This is a genomic window from Thermomicrobiales bacterium, assembly GCA_041390825.1.
Lineage (GTDB): Bacteria > Chloroflexota > Chloroflexia > Thermomicrobiales > UBA6265 > JAMLHN01.
Window position 1 is genome coordinate 1 of record JAWKPF010000045.1, and the last position, 18453, is coordinate 18453.

Below are 18453 nucleotides of genomic sequence, written 5' to 3' on the forward strand. Positions count from 1 at the left end.
CTTCTCGACGAAGAAGGAATAGTCCATTCCCATCGTCTGCAGCGTCATCGCGGAATAGACCCGGATGCACTCGGCATATTCGGCCGCGGTCAGGTAGCCGTGTTGAAAGCCCCGGGCAAACGGCGCGCCCTGCACCTTCACATGTACCCAGCCGTTCACATCCTCCCGGCTCGCCTGATCGAGCCAGCCTTGCTGCTCTTCGGTCAACGGTGCTGGTGATGCCACCGGGGTGGCGCTCTGGGCCGCGACGCGCGTTTGCCCGATCATCGCGGCGGCAGCGCTGCCGGCCGCGAGCGACCCCAGGCGGCGGCGGGAAAGCGCATATGACTCGCTTGTCAGGAGACTGGTTCCTCTCTTGGTCATGGTCGATGGCTTCCTTTGCGAACGTTGGCTGAGGAGAAGAAGGAACCCATCCATTCTTGCATGTGGTGGCAATACCGGGATCGAGCGTTCGCGCTCCCAGGGCGACCGACGCCGGTGAGCGTCCATCGAAAACGCTTGGAACGTGTGTGCTGATTCTGCTAGACTAACGTCAATATCCCCTGCCGCTTCTGGTGGCAGGCAGAGGAGTTGTCGCAAGGCAGCTCCTCTTTTTTGCCACCTTGGGCTATAGACCGATGCGTGTTGCTGTCTACATCGATGGCTTCTCGTTCTACTACGCATGTTTCAGTGGCCGCACGAAAGCCCCCTTCAAGGGACTGAAGTGGGTCGATTTCGAGCGCCTTGCCAGAAACCTCTTTCCAAACGACGATCTCGTGGCCGTTCACTACTTCACCGCGATCGCGCCAAACCCGCCCGACGACCCTGGTCAGGCTGATCGACACGCCAACTACCTGGACGCATTGAGAGCTTATTCAGCAGTCACGGTACACGTAGGCAAGTTCGTGAAATCCAAGCGCGAGGTGGCACTGGTGCGCTGCCCTGCGGGAATGGCCATCCAGCAAACTGCATTTGTCTGGCAAGAGAAGAAGAGTGACGTCGCACTTGCCGCGACGCTGATTGTCGATGCAGTTCAACGAAACGCGGATGCGCTTGTATTGGTGACAAATGACTCCGATTTTGTGCCAGCGGTGCAGATTGCCAAGAAAGTCTCAGAGTGTATTGTCGGTGTCGTCAGTCCAGACTTGGCGGTCTCGAAGGACCTCGCAAAGACAGCTGACTTCGCGTGGCAATTCGACAAGGGGCTGCTTCCGGTGTCACAGCTACCAGATCCTGTTGTTACTCCGACAGGGAGGGTCATCCACAAGCCGACACGTTGGAGAGCGAACCCCGACTAATCCTCCGTCACCGCGTACGCAATCAACAGCGCCAGGATCAAGCCGCCCTGGATCATCATGCGTACCGATTCGTCGATGTTCTCGACGGTGAGCAGATTGATGAGGATGGTCATCACCAGCGCGCCGCCGATGGTGCCGATGATCTTGCCGCGCCCCCCGATGATCGAGGTGCCCCCAATCACGACTGCCGCGATCGACATGAGCATGTACGGGTCGCCAGCGGTTTTCGAGCTATACCCGGTGCGGCCGAGGAGCAACAATCCGGTGATGGCCGCGAACAAGCTGCACAGCGCATAGGTTGCGATCTGGATCGCGGTGGTCGGCACACCGGAGATGTAGGACGCGCGTGGGTTGTTGCCGATGGCGTAGATTCCCCGGCCGTACGACGTGAAATGCAGCAGCACCACGCAGACCAGCGTCACCGCGAGCAGGACCCATACCGGCGCGGGCACGCCCAGGATCTTGTCCTTCGCCCAGAACTCCAGGAACGGCGATTTTCCGCTCACCGGTTTCCCCGCGTTGTAGACGAGCAAGACGCCCTGGATGATGCTCAGGGTGGCCAGGGTCATCACCAACGGCGGCAGCCGCAGCACCGTCACCCCCAGCCCATTGCAGACGCCGACCAAGATCGCGATCACCAGGGTGACCAGAATGCCCCCCAATTGCCCGATTTGGGTCATCAGGTTGCCGGCGACGACGCCGGTCATGGTAATCACCGCCGCCACCGAAAGATCGATGCCGCCCATCAGGATCACCAGTGTCTGCCCAGCGGCCACGATACCCAGAAAGGCCGCTGTGCGCAGCGTGAGCATGGTGTAGTTGACCGAGCGAAACCCTTCGGTGCGATAGAGGCTGAATCCCCAAAGGAGCAAGAGCACCACAAAGGTCAGAATCACCGGATCGATGCGGATGCCGCGCAGCCGCGCGCTCACGCCGGACGATGTCGTGGGTAGGGAAGCCATCTCAGCGGCGCTCCTCGATACGGTAGGCGGCAAACGTCTTGATCCCGATCGCCACGATCAGCACCAGGCCATAGATGACCCGCTGATAGGCAACCGAGAACCCGGAAATGAAGAGGATTTGCGTAACGAGCCCGAGCGAGAGCACACCGGCAATCGTGCCGCGTAGATGCCCTTGACCACCCAGGAAGCTGACCCCGCCGAGGACCGCCGCGGCGATGGCTGCCAGCGTGTAGGTTCCGCCGATGAGTGGATCGCCCGATCCGGCGTAGGCCGAAAGCCCGATACCGGCGAGCGCGGCAAAAAGCCCGGAGATGATGTAGGCCGCGATGCGCAGATGCTTGACCGGCAAACCACTGAAGAACGCGCCGCGCTCGTTGTCGCCGATCGCGTAGATGCCGACACCAAGCGGGGTGCGCTTGATGCCGTACCTCCAGAAGAGCAACGCCCCGATCAGCACCAGCAGACTGACCGGAATGACTCCTCCGATCTGCCCGATGAAGCGTGAGGAGAACGAACGCGGCAGATGCCCTCCCGCCGAAGGCAGGACCCAGAGCGCAGCGCCCGCCCAGATGAACGATGTCGCCAGGGTGACGATGATGGCCGGCAGCTTGATGTACGAGACGATCGCGCCGGTAAAGAGCCCGATCAACGCCCCGCCAGCCAACACCATGGTGACCGCTTTGATCATGGAGAGCGGGTTGTCCCACATCTGGGTGGCCAGGATGCAGGTGAAGAGACTCATCATGTTGCCAAGCGAGAGATCGATTCCTCCGGTGAGCATGATGACCGATTGCGACATCGCCGCCAGGAACAGGGGAAAGAGCCACGCCGACAGATTGTTCACCGTGTCGATGCCGAAGGTGTTGCGGTTCATATAGAGGTAGATCAGCGCGAAGATGGCCGTGACCGCATAGATCGGCAGCACATCCTGCCAGGCGCGCGAGAGCTTGCTGAAAACACCGAGTTTGGCCAGCGGATTCAGCGAGCGTTCCGGCGACGTTTCGGACGTGGTTCCCGCAACGGGCGTCCTGGCGCCTTCGGCCCTGGCTTCCAGCGTTTCGGCGATCTGTTTCTCACCGCCCACCACCGAGGCGTGCACCACGTTCTCTTCGGTTACGTCGTCGCCGCTCAGCGTCACCACCGGTTGGCGCTCGTACATCACCATCACGCGGTCGCTCAAGCCCAGCAGCTCGATCGTGTCCGAGGTGATCAGCAGAATCGATGCCCCGGCCGCGGTCAGCTCGCGCATGAGGCGATGAATCTCCTGCTTGGTGCCGACATCGATTCCGCGCGTCGGCTCCGACAGCAGCAGGATTTCCGGTTCCTGCGGTAGCCATTTGGCGATCGCGACTTTTTGCTGATTTCCGCCGCTCAGGCGCAGCACCCGCTGTTTGGGGGAGCGCAACTTGATTTGCAGCTTGGCGATCAGCGAATCGATCAGCGTCCGCTCGCGGCCCCGGTCGATCAGGCCGAACCTGCTGACTGCATTCAGATTGGGCAGCGCCAGGTTGTCGCTCACCGGGAGCTGCAGGACGAGCCCTTCGGTCTTGCGGTCTTCTGGCACAAAGGCGTAGCGCCGGGACATGGCCGCGCGCGGTCCGCGCACCGCCGCGGGCTGGCCATCGAGCAAGACCTCGCCCTCGACCCGATGCAACCCGAAGAGCGCGGCCAGCAGCTCGCGTTGCCCCTGTCCCTGCAACCCGCCAAGGCCCAGGATCTCACCCCGATGCAGATCGAAATCGACGTTCTGGAAGCGGTGCCCGGAGCTGAGATTGCGAACCGAGAGCACCACCGGTCCGGCCATCAGTTCCTCGATCGGTGGCTTCGGTGGGAAGATATCGGTGATCTCGCGCCCGACCATGAACTTGACCAACTGGTCGGTCGTGGTGCCCGGAGTGGCTACCGTGGTGACGTACTCGCCGTTCTTGAGCACCGTGATCCGATCGGTGATCGCGAAGATCTCTTCCAGCCGGTGGGAAACGAAGACCACGGCCACACCCCGGTCGCGCAGCTTGCGCAACGAGGTGAAGAAGAGCTCAACCTGGCTCTTGTCGAGGGCGGAGGTGGCTTCGTCCAGAATGAGGAGCTTCGGCTCGGCGACGATCGCCTTGGCGAACTCGACAAGTTGCCGCTCGGCGAGCGGAAGCTCTCCTGCCTGGGCCTGTGGATCGATCTCTACTCCGAGATCGTCGAAGATTCGGGTTGCCTCTGCTTCGATGCGCGCGTAATCGACCTGCCCGAACCTGGTGGTCGGCATGCGCCCAAGGAAGATGTTCTCCGCCACGGTCAGGTGCGGGCTGAGACTCAGTTCCTGGTGGACGGTGCTGATGCCGATCGCTTCGGCCTGGTGCGGCGACAAGCCCTGATACGTGACGCCGTCGAACGTGATCGTGCCGGAATCGGGTTGATGCACTCCCGTCACCAGGTTGATCCAGGTGCTCTTGCCGGCGCCGTTCTCGCCCATCAACGCGTGAATTTCGCCAGGGTAGACATCGAAGCCCACCCGATCGAGCACGACATTGCCCGCGAACGACTTGGTCAAGTCGGCGGTGCGCAGAATGGGCGCGGTATCGAACGGCGGCACTGGTGTCCCCGGGGGACGTTCGGCGGTCTCGGTAGTCACGAATCCCTCTCGAAGCAATGAATTGCGCAGTGCTGGCGCTCACCAGTCGCAATGCAGCTGCCTGTGCTGTGCGAGCGCGACAGCGCGATAGCTCAGCTTGCCGACAACCGGGTTTCCGGGATGAAGGCATGGCCTGGGGTGCGTCCGTTATCGACCTGCGGTCGATCGCAGGACACAGGTTCCTGCGCTACGATCGCTCCCTCCGCCGTGAAGGGCTCGGTGCCCTTTCGGGTCCGGAGTCCTGGGTCCGGAGCCCGGAGACAGCCGCGCTGGCCGTAGTGGCACCCGTGGCCGCCAATCGGAGTCCGGGGACAGCCGCGCCGGCCGTGGCGAAGGGCCTCTGTGCCCTCTCGTGTCGCATTCGCGGGCTCGCGAGGGCACGGACGCCCTTTCCTCCGACCGGATGGGTTCGGCGACCATAGAGGACAGCCCCCATCGGACGATGCGCATGTCCCGTTCCCAACGAATTGGGAACGGGACACGGACGGTCGATCGAACTAGGCGGCCGGTGTCGCTTCAGGGGCGGCCATCGCTCCCTCGATGATCGCCTGGCGCTCGGCCGGTCCCGGAACCTCGGGAATCGAGTACCAGTCCTCCGGCAGACTCTCGTCGGCCCACTCGCAGACGTTGTCGTCGGTAATTTCTGGCAACGGCACCACGACCCGGCTCGGCACCGGCTGGCCCTGCTTGGCGAGGATGCCGAGGTCGAGCGCAATGACCGCCATGTAGTTCACCTGCGCGGTCGAGAAGGAGGTGAAGCCGTCCTCCAGCAGATCGCACCACTGCAGCAGATAGGCGTTGTAGTTCTCACCGGTGATCGGTACGAACGGCAGGCCCATCGCCTGCATCGTCTTGAGGGCGGCCGAAGCGTGCGCGCCTGCCTGGCACCAGATGCCGACCACGTCCGGATGCGCGGCCAGCAGGCTCTCCATCTCGGTCAGGGCAGGAGCCTCGTTGTACTCGATGTTGGCGGTGCCGACGATCTCCACGTCTGGATACTGCGCAAAGACCTCTTCGGCGCCGGCCCAGCGGGCCTCGCTGACGGAGATGCCGGCCGGACCGTTGATCGCCAGGATCGGTCCCGAGCCGCCGATTTGATCGACCAGCCACTGGGCGGTCATGTTGCCCCATTGATGCTGATCGGTGTTGATCTTGGCCGTGAGCTGATCGGTCGTGACTTCCGAGTCCCAGTTGACCACGATCACGCCGGCGTTGTGCGCCGATTCGACCACCTGGTCGAGCGCGGTAGCCGATCCGGCGATCAGCAGGCAGATGTCGTATTGCTGATCGATCATCGTCTGGATTTGAGCGATCTGGGTGGCCGTGTCGCCGTTGGCGTCGAAGACCTGGAAGTCGATGGTCGCGCCCATGTCGACCAGACGCTGCACCTCGGCCTCGATCTCGTTCTGGGTCTCCGTCATCCATGACGGGGTCGTGTAGATGGTCGACCAACCGACCTTGAGCGGCGCCAGCCCTTCGACCGGCGGCCAGTTCTCATCCTGGGCAAACGCGCCCAGTTGCAGCTTGCCAGTCGCGGCGACCGCCGCGGTGAGCGCTGCGGAACCAACGACGAATCGTCGACGATCGAGTGTCTTGTCCACGGGGAAAACTCCTTCATTCAGACAACGGGGCCGAATCGACGGAATCGGGACACGCGCGTGTCCCGTTCGTTACTCTACACAAGCTGATAACGCAACACAATCGGGTGTTTGGGGATTTTCCCCTTCGACTATGACCACTCAGGCGCCCACTCCTCGAGGCGATTGTCCGGAGCGGGACACACCGAGAACGTCCGCTTCGGTACACGATGCGTGAGAATCCGCTCATCCCCGGCAATGACGTCCGTATCGACGACGTCAACGGGAAGCAGGGGTTCGAGGTCGATGGAAAAGCGTGAAGAGAAGGACTGATCAGCGTCTCTGGGCGCGAGTGTTCTGCCGCTTCTTCCCGTGTGCCCGGTGAAGATTCGCAAGAACGGCGATAATTGCCGGGAGAAAGCGAGTTTGCGATCCATTTCGCCGGCTCCATGGCTCCAGTGCGAGGATGTGCAATGAAGCGTCGCGTCGTGCTTCGAATCTGGGGACGGGTTCAGGGCGTCAACTACCGGCGAGCCGCGCAACGCGAGGCTGTGCGTCTCGAGGTGACCGGGTTCGCGCGGAACATGCCGGACGATTCGGTCTGGATCGAGGCTGAAGGGACCGAAGACGCCATCGAAAAGTACGTTGCCTGGTGCGAAAAAGGTCCCCCGCGCTCTGAAGTCACGCGTTTCGAGGTCCAGGATGGCGACCTCGTCGGATACAAGGGATTCGAGATCTATTGACCAGTTTCGCGCTACCCGAACTTCCTCCCGCGCTGGATGACGCCGAACTGCGCGCGCTGCTCCAGAACGCCCGCACCATCGCGGTCGTCGGCTGGTCGGACAAGCCAGACCGCTCCAGCCACGGTATTGCCGGATATCTGCACGCGCAGGGATACGATGTGCCGCTGGTGAATCCGCGATTGGCGGGCAAGATGGGGCCGTTTGGCGAGCCGGTCTACCGGACGCTGGGCGATATCCCGCGCCATGTCGACATCGTCGATCTCTTTCGCAACGCAAGCTTCGTGCCTGGACACACCCAGGAGGCCATCGACATCGGCGCAGGGGCTGTCTGGTGTCAAGCCGGGATCGTCAGTGAGCCGGCGCGTGCCATGGCAGCCGCCCATGGAATACCCTTCGTGCAGGACACCTGCATTTCCGTTGCCCACATCTTCCTGGTCCGGGCGCGAACGAGCTAGAAAGTATCGAGACCGATGGTCGTACCCAAGATTGGCGCCCAGTGGGCCATCAAGAAAATTGCCGACGAGGTCATGGCGCCGCCCCCGGCTCCGCCCTCCGCGGACGAGCCCGCTCCCCAGCAGCAGGCGTATCAGCCTCCGGTCGAAGAGTTCGATGAATTCGACGGCGAGATCGTCAACGACGAAGAGGGCAACCCGATCGGCACCGCGCACCGCATGCGCTCGATCGGCATCTACCTCGTCTCCGATTCCCACGGCAACCTGGAGAAAGAGCTGCAGGACTGCATCGAGGATGAGGAGAGCCGCAAGTACTTCATCCGGGACAAGCGCGGCCGCCTGACCGGCATCATCTTCGCTCCGCACCCTGAGCGGATGCCCCAGAAGGCCGAAGCCCTCCGCGCCGACGAGATCTAGCTCATCTGCGGAACCACGTGTCCGCGGACCGCAGCCCTCGGGTTGGCAAGGGGGGTTATTATGGTGAGAACCACACCAGACCAATCCTCGTTCCCGACGGGCGCCGAGCCATGCACCTTACCGACCAAGCCGATCTCAGCACGTTGCTTTGCCAATTCCGGAACGCCGCTGGTCTCAGTCAAGAGGAACTGGCGGAGCGCTCGGACGTCCCTGTCCGGTCGATCAGCGATCTGGAACGAGGGCGTTGGTCAAAACCGGAGACGGAAACCGTACACCGCATTGCCGATGCGTTGTCGCTGAGCCCTGCGGAACGCACGACCCTGCTGGCATCGGCGTCGCCCAGAGCGGCGGTCGATTTGGCGTTGCACGCGCGCGACGAAAAGGGGCGCTCCGGGGCGACGCGGCCGAGGAGGGATTTGCCGGAACCCTTCACCACATTCATTGGGCGGGAGACAGAACTCGACGCGATTGTCGCGCTGATGGCTCGCCCGGACATCCGCCTGGTGACGCTGACGGGTCAGGGTGGTGTTGGCAAGACGCGCCTTGCAATCGAAATCGCAATGCGAACAGCACCGTCGTTCGCCGATGGGGCGGTCTTCGTCGATTTGGCGGCGGTGGCCGAGCCCTCGATCGTGGCGTCTGCGATCGTGCAAACCCTCGGCATCGCTGAAACCGCTTCGCCGCCAGAGGACCGGTTGGAGACGGTCCTCGCTGATCGTCAGCAACTGCTGGTGCTCGATAACTTCGAGCACGTCGTCGACGCCGCGCCGCTGGTCACGCGATTGATCGCGGCAGCGCCGTATTTGAAGGTACTGGCCACCAGCCGGGTCCGGCTTCGGCTCGGCCCCGAACACGAATACCTGGTCCCGCCGCTCGTCCTGCCGGAGGGAAGCGAATCGCTGGAAGCAGTGCGCGAGATCGAGTCGGTTCGACTCTTTCTCGAGCGGGCGCGCGTCGTCGACACCGCTTTCGAGATGACCGAGCAGAATAGCGCCAGTGTCATAGAAATCTGCCGGCGTCTCGACGGGCTGCCGCTGGCAATCGAGCTGGCCGCGCCACAATTGCGTGTGTTGTCGGCCGCATCCCTGGCGGCCAGGCTCGATCGCCCGCTTCCCGTGCTTGTTGGAGGTAACCGCGATCAACCCCAGCGCCATCAATCGATGCGGAACACCATCGCCTGGAGCTAAGGCCTGCTCCAGCCAACCGAACAGCGGTTGCTGCGCTGGTTGTCGGTCTTCGTGGGCGGGTGCTCGTGGGAGGCGATCGAATCCACCGGGCGAAGTATTGGGCTGGATGCGGAAAGGACATTCGAGGCGCTCTCCGCTCTGGTCGATAGCGCGCTGTTACGCACCGCGCATGCGGCTGAGTCACTTCTCCGTTTTCTGATGCCGGAACCGATCAGGGATTTTGCGCGCCAAGCGCTCGACGCGGACGCCGAACTCCTCGCGGCGCAGGAAGCGCATGCGAGACATTTCCTGGAAGTGGTCGAGCGGGGCGGCCACATCATTGGCCCACTGCATCTGGCGCGAGTCCAGGAAAACGATCGCGAGTCAGGGAATCTGCATACCGCGCTCGACTGGCTTATCGATCAAGGAAATGCCGAGCTCAGCCTGCGAATGGCCAATTCGATGGTATTTGCCCATTGGGCTGCGCGTGGGCGCTATCGCGTTTCGCAAGTCTGGTTGAGCCGAGTGCTCGCCATGCCGGGCTCAGGTCTTGATGCACTGCGCGCCGACGCATGGGTGCGGCTCGGGTGGGCCGAGTGGGTATTGGGAAACCTGGCTGCCGCTGATTCCGCCGCGGCGCAAGGATTGGGCTGCGCCCATGCGTCTGGTCATGATTCGGGCGCTGCATGGGCACTCGGCATCAGGGGACTGCTGGATTCGGCAAATGGGGACTACGCGGCTGGTAGTCGCCATTTCGATGCCGCGCTCATGCACGCGCGATTTTCAGGCGACTCAGCGCTCGAGTCAATGCTGAATTCCTGGCTCGGATACGCATACATGTGGCGTGGTGATTGCGAAAATGCTCGAACGCAATACGAGAAAGGTCTGGCTATCCTGCAGGATGCGCACGATCCCTGGGCGCTGGCCGACGCGCAGCTCGACCTTGTCTTCGCGCTTCGCAAACTGGGTCTGCATCGAGAGAGCGCCAAGAATCTCCGGATGGCGTTGTGGCGGGAGCTGGAGTTTGGAGACGCCTATATGATGTCGTCGTGCCTGGACGAGACTGCGAGTTTCGCTGCCACAAGCGGGTGGCACGAAGAAGCGGCGCTTCTATTGGGAGCGGCTGAGCGACTGCGAATGTGGGGTGGTTTTCCGGTTCAGGACACGTCGCTGGAAGACTACGTCAGCATCGTCGAGGCCGTGCGAAGCAGACTCAGCGAGCAGCAGTTCGAACGTGCGTGGTCCATCGGCTTGACAATGTCGTTGGAAGATGCTGCGGCTGTGGCCGATCGGGTCTTGGATGAGGGGGAACCCTCCGCGAGTGGAGCAAACCCCGGTTCACGGAATCCCCACGGGCTCAGCCGGCGCGAACGCGAGGTATTGCAGCTCCTGGTTGCCGGGAGCACCAATCGCCAGATTGCCGAGACGCTTTTCATAAGTGTGCCGACCGTGAAAGTGCATGTCGGTTCCATTCTCAACAAGCTCGGAGTAGAGTCGCGCACCGCCGCCGCGACACTTTCCATCCAGCACAAGTTGATCTGATATCCATCTCCATCGATCGCTCGTGTGGACTCTTCATATGCGCGAAGAAGGGAGTCCAGTCGTCAGTGATGAACAATCCGGGCTAATCCCTTTGGATGATTCGTCACCAGTTGCACTGGTTCGGCCAATTACGCCATGTGGACGAAGTTTCCATGCAGGCTCGTGAGCGAGCCTGACCGTGCCCCTCAATGGCCGTTGAACGAGATACGGCAGCCTGGGCAGGAGTCGAGCATGGACCTTCGATTCAAACGAGAACGTGTCGTGCGTGTGGTGTGCGCGCTGTTCTTTGCAGCCGCGATCGGAATACCGGTCATCGGTGCAGCCGCGGCTAGCAGCGTGCTGCCTCGGTTCGACAGGGACGATGTCATTCTCGATACCGGCAATCAGCACCCCTGCGGCGAGATCGAGCAAAGCGATTCAGGCGGAGTACGGCCCGGTATGCGATTCATGACGAGCTAGGAAGGATGCAGAAAGTCACGTCTCCGGAAGGAAGCACCCTCTCACGATACAGGATGGTCGTAGATTCGCGCGGACGCGCGAAGGAAGAAGTACGCCCTTGGTCGATGCGCGCGTCACTTTTCTGCCAGTCGATCCGTCTGGTAGGGAAACAGCGGTATTCGTATTGTCGGAAGGAGTCGATCACATGAGCATTCCTGCTGTCTCTCGCCGCACCTTTATCGCCTCGAGTGCCGTCAGCATGGCCGCGTTGGGAATGCCGCGCGGCGCGCGCTTTGCCTTCGCCGCGCAGACGCCCGTCGATGGAACAGTGATTCCCTGGACGGATCAGCTTGCCGAGAATCCTGTGCCGAATGTGCTGGTGCAGCAGCTCGATTGGGAAACTCTCGATTCCTGGATCACACCCAACGACGAGTTCTTCATCATCAAGCACTACGACGAGCCGGTCATCGATGCATCGACCTGGGCGTTGCATGTCAGTGGGTTGGTTTCCAACCCATTGTCGTTGAGCCTGGCCGACCTGCAGGCGCGGGAACGGGCCGAGGTGACATTCACCATCGAGTGTTCGGGCAACACCGGGCTGCCATTCTTCGACGGCGGCATCGGCAACGCGGTGTGGGCGGGCACGCCCCTGGCGCCAATCCTCGAAGAAGCCGGAGTGCTCGAGGGTGGAACCGAGGTCATTTTCTGGGGGGCCGACGCTGGCGATCAGGTGCGGGGCGATGTGACCATCACCGAGCATTTCGCGCGCAGCATGTCGATCGAGCAAGCGATGAACCCCGAAAACCTGATCACCTGGGAGATGAATGGCGAGCCGCTGCCGCCGTTGCACGGCGCGCCCGCCCGATTGATCGCCCCCGGCTGGTACGGTGTCGCCAATGTGAAATGGCTGACCCGTCTCGAGATTTCCGACCAGCGCTACGCCGGCAACTTCATGGCGCGGGACTACGTCACCATGCGGCAGGTGATGCACGACGACGAGCAAGTCTGGACGCTCAACACCGTCGCGCACGACCGGCTGAAGTCCGCGCCGGCGCGGGTGATCGAAAAGGACGGCAGCTACACCGTGGAGGGCGCGGCCTGGGGTGAAGCGATCGGCAGCGTTGGCGTAAGCGTCGACGGCGGACCCTGGCAGGATGCCGAGCTGACCACCGGCGCGGACGATCCCTATACCTGGACCTTCTGGACCTACGATCTCGGCGAACTGGCCGCGGGCGAGCACACCGTCGCTTCCCGTGCTGTCTCGGCCTCTGGCGAGGAGCAACCAGCGCCGGACGATCCGTTCCTGGCTGGAAAGTCGACCTACTGGGAGAGCAACGGCATCATCACTCGCCACTTCGCTGTGAGCTGACTTCCGGGCCGAGACGCCGATCGCCCGGCACGTCCCTTGCTGAAGTCGTTCGGCCGAGCGGCAATGTCATGCGATCGGAGAGTGCCCAGCGCCGCGATTGCGTATTTCTACGGATTCGGGCGCGCGGCGCCGGTCTGTATGGTGGGTGCAGGTTCGTCGGAGCAGATGACCTTCTCCCAGGCTCTGAGCATGAAAGGAGCGATACATGACTGCCATTGCAACGAAGAACCAGGGAATCTCGGCCGATGCGGTCGAACAATTGCGCGCTGTGGTGCGTGGAGCGGTCATCGCGCCGAGCGATCCGGGCTATGACGAGGCGCGCGCGGTCTACAACGCCATGATCGACAAACGTCCGGCCCTCATCGTGCAAGCAGCCGATGTGGCCGACGTGATGCAGGGGGTGAGCTTCGCCGCGGCCAACGATCTGCCGATCTGTGTCCGCGGCGGTGGTCACAATGCCGCGGGCCTGGGCACGTGCGACGATGGGGTCGTCATCGATCTCGGCCGCATGAAGGCTGTCCACGTCAATCCCAATACCAAACGGGTGCTGGTGGAAGGCGGCGCCACCTGGGGCGATGTCGATCACGCCACCGCTCCGTTCGGGCTGGCGGTGCCCTGCGGCATCATCTCCACCACCGGTGTCGGCGGACTCACCCTGGGCGGCGGGTTTGGCTATCTCAGCCGCAAACATGGGTTGACTATCGACAATCTCGTATCCGCCGATCTCGTGCTGGCCGATGGTTCGTTCGTGACTGTTAGCGCAACCGAGCATCCCGATCTCTTCTGGGCTATCCGTGGCGGTGGCGGCAACTTCGGCGTGGTGACCGCGTTCGAGTTCCAGGCGCGTCCGGTGAGCACCGTCACTGCCGGGGTCCTCTTCTACGAGCTCGACAAAGCCGAAGAACTGATGAAGCTCTACCGCACCTTCATCGACACAGCCCCGCGCGAACTCGCCATCTTCTTCGGTTTCCTGATGACCCCGCCGGCGCCCTTCCTGCCGGAAGAACTCCACCTGAAGAACATGGCCAAGATGGTCTATTGCTTCGATGGCCCGGAAGCCGAGGCGCGCAACGTGCTGGAACCCTTCCTCGCGGTTGGGCCGGCTGCCGAAGTCGGTGGGGAAATGCCGTTCTCCGCGTGGAACGCCATGTTCGATGCGCTCTTCCCCCCGGGGCGGCACGACTATTGGAAAGCCGACTATCTGACCGAACTGCCCGACGAGGCGATCGATGTTCATCTCAAGTACGGCGGAGGAATGCCGAATCCCTCCTCGGTGGTGCACATCTACTCGGTCAACGGCGCGATCCAGGACGTCGGCCCGCACGACATGGCCTATAGCCATCGAGATGCCAAGTTCGTCTTCGTCTACCTGGTTACCGACGACGACGCATCCCGTATGCCGGACCACATCGCCAACGCGCGGGAGTACTGGAACGCCCAGCATCCCTTCTCCGCGGGTGGCGCCTACGTCAACTTCATGATGGATGAAGGCAGCGGCCGGGTGAAAGACACCTACCGGGACAACTATCCTCGCCTCCAGCAGATCAAGGCCAAGGTCGATCCGGAGAATCGCTTCCGCATCAACCAGAACATTGCCCCAGCCTAGTGGCTCGGTTCACAGGGCGCCGGTTCCTCAGCCAGGACCGGCGCCCACGTCCGCAAGCGACTGTCGTAGGTCAATCGACGTAGCGACAATCCCTGATCTCCACCAGTTACCACCATTCGAAATAGGCAGCCCTGCCGATGTTGCGAGCGCCGCCGATCGGTAGAGTGATGGTGTCCTCGAAATTGGACGGGGACGAAACGTAATGGGTTTCCATTAAGGAGGAAATCGTGACAGTCGTAGTGGAAAAGACCGGGATCCTGGATGGCGAGTCGATCGCGCTCCTGCGCATGAGCGTGCGCGGCAACGTCGTCACACCCGACGATGCGGACTACGATGCCGCTCGCGCCGTCTACAACGGCATGATCGACAAGCGCCCGGCGCTCATCGTGCAAGCGGTCGATGTGGCCGATGTCATGGCGGCGGTGCAGTTCGCTGGTGAACGTGATCTGCCGATTTGTGTGCGCGGTGGTGGACACAACGCTGCGGGATTGGGCACCTGCGATGACGGTCTGGTCATCGACCTGGGACGCATGAACGCCGTCCATGTCAATCCCAACACCAGACGCGTGCTGGTGGAGGGGGGCGCCACCTGGGGCGATGTCGATCATGCTACCCAGCCGTTTGGGCTGGCAGTTCCGGCCGGCATCATTTCGACCACCGGAGTGGGTGGCCTTACGCTCGGCGGCGGATTTGGTTACCTCAGCCGCAAGCACGGTCTCACGCTGGACAATCTCCTCACCGCCGACATGGTGCTGGCGGATGGCAGTTTTGTGACCGTCAGCGCAACCGAGCGTCCAGATCTCTTCTGGGCGATTCGTGGCGGCGGCGGCAACTTCGGCGTGGTGACCGCGTTCGAGTTCCAGGCGCACGAAGTCGGGAACGTCTTTGCGGGTGTCCTCTTCTATGAAGTCGAGAAGAGCAAGCAGCTCATGGAGCTCTACCGTGACTTCATCGAAACCGCCCCGCGCGAGCTGGGTCTCTTCTTTGGCACGATCTTCACCCCCGAGGCCCCCTTCTTGCCGGTGGAGCATCACAACAAGCAGATGGGCAAGATCGTCTTCTGCTTCAACGGTCCCGAGGCCGAGGGCCGCGCGATCATCGAGCCATTCCTGGCAGTTGGGCCGTCCGCTGAGTTCGCCGGTGAGTTCCCCTTCGCAACCTGGAACAGCGCGTTCGACGCCATGTTCCCTGCTGGCCGGCAGGACTATTGGAAGGCCGACTACATTACCGAGCTCACTGACGAGATGATCGAGATTCACCTCGAGCATGGGCACAAGATGCCGAATGCGGCCTCGATCATGCACATCTACTCGCTCAATGGCGCGATTCAGGATGTGGCGCGCACCGAGACTGCCTACAGCCACCGGGACGCCAAGTTTGTGCATGTCATCTTGATGACGGACGACGATGCCGATCGCATGCAGGAGAACATCGCGTTCGCGCGGATGTATTGGGATGCTCTGCATCCGCTCTCCAGCGGCGGCGGATATGTGAACATGATGATGGATGAGGGAGTCGACCGGGTGAAAGCGGTCTACCGCGAGAACTATCCGCAGTTGCAGCGGATCAAGGCGATCTACGATCCCAACAACCGCTTCAGCGTGAATCAGAACATCACGCCAAAGCTCTAGTAGTCGACAGCACGAGCGAAAGAACAGGAACGGGCGCCACCGCGTCCGTTCCTGTCATATCTGTCACCAGCTACCGGCCACTGATGCTGAGTCTGACTGGGATTGTCACCCGCGGGACCCCCAACCGTTGAAGCGCTGGGCTACCACACCTTTGGTTGTGGCAACGTTCCGTCTGAGACTGGAGTTTGGCAAGAGATCCTTCGACTGGTTGCTCAGGGAGGGTCCGATTGTCACTCCGCGGGGTCCCACCGTTGAAACGCTGGGCTCGGGCGGTTCTTCAAGCAAGTGCCTTCCATCTCAACGAAGCGTGACCTTGTTGCCCTCGCTGTGGCGAGGAGATCCCTCCACTCCGCTTCGCTTCGGTCGGGATGACGGCATTCGCACGGCAGGTACGTGTTTCGGCAACCGCAATAGCACACCTTTGGTTGTGAGCAACCTTGGTTCTCGTCTGAGACTGGAGTTTGGACAACGAGAGATCCTTCGCTGCGGCTCAGGATGACAGGGGGGTGTGGACACTCTTGCAAATCGCTACAACACTCCTCGGCAAGCACCCGGATTCCACTGACCACTGACTACTGACCACTGACTACTAACGATTGACCTTACGACGTGAACTCCAGCCCGCTGCACATGTCGGTCACGTCTTTCAGCTCCTGCTGGTTGAGGAAGACGTATGCCTGGCTCGCCAGCACGAGCGCTGGCTGCGGCGGGTTCGCGCCGAAGAGTTCCATGTTTTCTGCATTGGGCTCGAGACCCACCATGCGCAGCACGTTCGGCAGTGTTTGCGCGTAGCCCACGGATTCGGCGAACCCGCGGCCGAGATTTTCGCCGTTCGGCCCAAGCAGATAGACCGCGCCCTCGGAATACTGCGCGCCTGCGCCGAAGAAGCCCGATTGACCGGTGCTCACGATCGGCTCCATGGTGAAGACGCGGATGTCTTCCGGAACGTCCTCGCCAAAGGTGAATTCCCATTTGTTCGGATACCAGGTGTAGGTCGGGGGATAGGTCTCCGGGGAGGGGGTATCGACGCTGAGAATCCAGTCGGTGATCGAAAGCTGTCCTTCGATCGTGGACGTGACCGAATCGGGATCCATGTATTTCCCTTTGACCGTGACCGTCATCGTGCCTGGCGGGTTTTGGCCCGTTTGGTGAAGGAAGGGCAGGCTCTCTGGCGAATGCGAAGCGGCCACCGTGAGTTCGCGGCTACCGTTGAACTGCGCCATGAACCAGTCCCACCCACCCGGAGAGGCGGGGCCGAGATTGTTGGCCGCGCGCACGATGGCGGACGTGCCCATCGACGCCAGCATGCCCCACTGGTGATCGAACCAGAAGGTCCCTTCCTTGAGTGTGACGGTGGTTCCATCGATGGTCAGCGAGCTCACCTCGGGATCGAGCGCGAGCCCGGGAATCGAGTAGTAGAGTGTGCCGATGCCATCGCAGCAAGGGGTGCAGCCATCGGCGCCCTGAAGCAGATACCCCTTGCCGCCGGTAAAGGTGAGATCGATCGAGAACTGGATGGGTGTGATCTCACCGTCGTCCTGACCCCAGGCTTGCAGGCGAATCGGGTAGATATCGTTCTCCGAGGTGTAGCCGCCTGCCGAGGTGATGGCGTTCTTGCCCATGGTGGCGCCGAGCTTGTCGGTCTCGAACGTGAGCAGGCCAGTCGTGCCGGAAATGACGATCGGCTTGGCCTGGTAATGCCGCTCGCCGGCTTTGGCGATCGCGAAGTGGAGCTCGACGATCTGGTTCTGGACATCGGTCAGCCCGAGGGTGGCGGCGAGCACCGGCGGCACCAGCGACGAGCGGAAGAACATCATTTCGATGCCGTATTCCTGACCGTCATCCCCAAACGCGCTGCCCACAAAGAAGTACCACCCGATCTGTGAGGTCAGATCGGCGGCATTGCGCTGGGGAAACTGGAAGTCCGCCTGATTCGGAATCAGCGGAAAGTCGCGGATCACTTCCGGCCCGATCAGATTGCTGAGGAAATACGCCTGATGCGCGGTGAGCGATTGCGCCACCGTTGCCAGCTTCTCGTAGCGGGGCGCATAGCTCTGGACGAAAGAGATCGGCTGGGACAGGAGTTCGAGCAGGCGGGTGCCCATGCGCAGTCCGAAAGCGGCGTTGCTATTGGTGGGGCCGAGGATTTGGGACAGCGCATCGGGCGGAATATCGTCCACGGTCAATGCGTCGGAGGTAGTCCAGAGCGCGCGGGCGATGGCGTCCTTCGTGTCGGCATCGAGCGCATCCAGTCCGGCCTGCGCGCCGAGGGCGGCATCGGCCGCGGGAGAAGCTGCCGGGGTGGCGTCTTGCGCCAGCGCCATAGATGACAGCCTGCCCAGTCCAATCGCGGCCAGTCCAGCGGCGCCGGCGCCACGCAGCACCGCGCGTCGTGATTCCACGCGTGAGACAAACCGGGTAAGCGCATCGAATTGATGATCGTGCACCGAAGAAACTCCTGCTGAGTGTCGCGCATCGAGCACATGAACCGATAGGAACTGGAACTGCGCCGCGATCGGCGCCACGTGAATGGTCAGAGCGTAGTGGAGCGCCGCTGGAGCGCACACCCTTCTTAGGAAGGGTTTCGGCCTGCCGGATGCTGGAAGATCGCGTCCGCCGAACAGGCGAACCCCGGAGAGGTTTGGTCCCG

General features: G+C 62.1%; 15 protein-coding genes. 10 read left to right on the plus strand and 5 right to left on the minus strand.

The window, feature by feature from the left end; translation table 11 throughout:
- On the minus strand, positions 1-363 hold a 363-nt coding region (locus R2855_18065; GenBank protein MEZ4532905.1), incomplete at its 3' end, for a hypothetical protein.
- Between the two features lie 254 nt (positions 364-617).
- Between R2855_18065 and R2855_18070 the strand changes: the two genes are divergently transcribed.
- Positions 618-1277, plus strand: a complete 660-nt coding sequence (locus tag R2855_18070; protein MEZ4532906.1) for an NYN domain-containing protein — start codon at positions 618-620, stop codon at positions 1275-1277.
- Here the strand turns inward: R2855_18070 and R2855_18075 are convergent.
- The 3 genes from R2855_18075 to R2855_18085 form a co-directional block, all read right to left on the minus strand.
- Positions 1274-2239, minus strand: coding sequence for an ABC transporter permease (locus tag R2855_18075; GenBank protein MEZ4532907.1), 966 nt, complete (start codon positions 2237-2239; stop codon positions 1274-1276). The two genes, R2855_18070 and R2855_18075, sit on opposite strands and share 4 nt — an antisense overlap.
- Before the next feature lies 1 nt (position 2240).
- Complete coding sequence (locus R2855_18080; protein ID MEZ4532908.1) at positions 2241-4862, minus strand: ATP-binding cassette domain-containing protein; 2622 nt, start codon at positions 4860-4862, stop codon at positions 2241-2243.
- Positions 4863-5359: 497 nt separating this feature from the next.
- Positions 5360-6463 (minus strand): substrate-binding domain-containing protein, encoded by a 1104-nt coding sequence (locus tag R2855_18085; GenBank protein ID MEZ4532909.1) that lies wholly within the window; start codon positions 6461-6463, stop codon positions 5360-5362.
- A 449-nt stretch (positions 6464-6912) separates the two neighbouring features.
- On the opposite strand from R2855_18085, the gene R2855_18090 reads away from it, so the two are divergent.
- The 9 genes from R2855_18090 (at position 6913) to R2855_18130 (ending at position 15803) form a co-directional block, all read left to right on the plus strand.
- Positions 6913-7182, plus strand: a complete 270-nt coding sequence (locus R2855_18090) for an acylphosphatase (protein ID MEZ4532910.1) — start codon at positions 6913-6915, stop codon at positions 7180-7182.
- A complete protein-coding gene (locus tag R2855_18095) occupies positions 7179-7637 on the plus strand; it encodes a CoA-binding protein (GenBank protein ID MEZ4532911.1) in 459 nt (152 codons plus the stop codon). Before R2855_18090 ends, R2855_18095 begins: the two co-directional genes overlap by 4 nt.
- A gap of 15 nt (positions 7638-7652) precedes the next feature.
- A complete protein-coding gene (locus R2855_18100; protein ID MEZ4532912.1) occupies positions 7653-8051 on the plus strand; it encodes a hypothetical protein in 399 nt (132 codons plus the stop codon).
- A gap of 110 nt (positions 8052-8161) precedes the next feature.
- A complete protein-coding gene (locus R2855_18105) occupies positions 8162-9238 on the plus strand; it encodes a helix-turn-helix domain-containing protein (protein MEZ4532913.1) in 1077 nt (358 codons plus the stop codon).
- A gap of 27 nt (positions 9239-9265) precedes the next feature.
- On the plus strand, positions 9266-10759 hold the full coding sequence (locus R2855_18110; protein MEZ4532914.1) for a response regulator transcription factor: 1494 nt from the start codon (positions 9266-9268) through the stop codon (positions 10757-10759).
- A 231-nt stretch (positions 10760-10990) separates the two neighbouring features.
- Positions 10991-11218: a hypothetical protein gene (locus R2855_18115; GenBank protein MEZ4532915.1), complete on the plus strand. Its 228-nt coding sequence runs from the start codon at positions 10991-10993 to the stop codon at positions 11216-11218.
- A 184-nt stretch (positions 11219-11402) separates the two neighbouring features.
- Positions 11403-12566, plus strand: a complete 1164-nt coding sequence (locus R2855_18120; GenBank protein MEZ4532916.1) for a molybdopterin-dependent oxidoreductase — start codon at positions 11403-11405, stop codon at positions 12564-12566.
- A gap of 205 nt (positions 12567-12771) precedes the next feature.
- The gene (locus R2855_18125) at positions 12772-14172 is read left to right on the plus strand and encodes an FAD-binding oxidoreductase (protein MEZ4532917.1); all 1401 of its coding nucleotides are present in this window, start codon (positions 12772-12774) and stop codon (positions 14170-14172) included.
- 227 nt (positions 14173-14399) lie between these two features.
- On the plus strand, positions 14400-15803 hold the full coding sequence (locus R2855_18130) for an FAD-binding oxidoreductase (GenBank protein ID MEZ4532918.1): 1404 nt from the start codon (positions 14400-14402) through the stop codon (positions 15801-15803).
- A gap of 602 nt (positions 15804-16405) precedes the next feature.
- Here R2855_18130 and R2855_18135 read toward each other — a convergent pair.
- Positions 16406-18250, minus strand: coding sequence for a lipocalin-like domain-containing protein (locus R2855_18135; GenBank protein MEZ4532919.1), 1845 nt, complete (start codon positions 18248-18250; stop codon positions 16406-16408).
- Between the last annotated feature and the right edge of the window lie 203 nt (positions 18251-18453).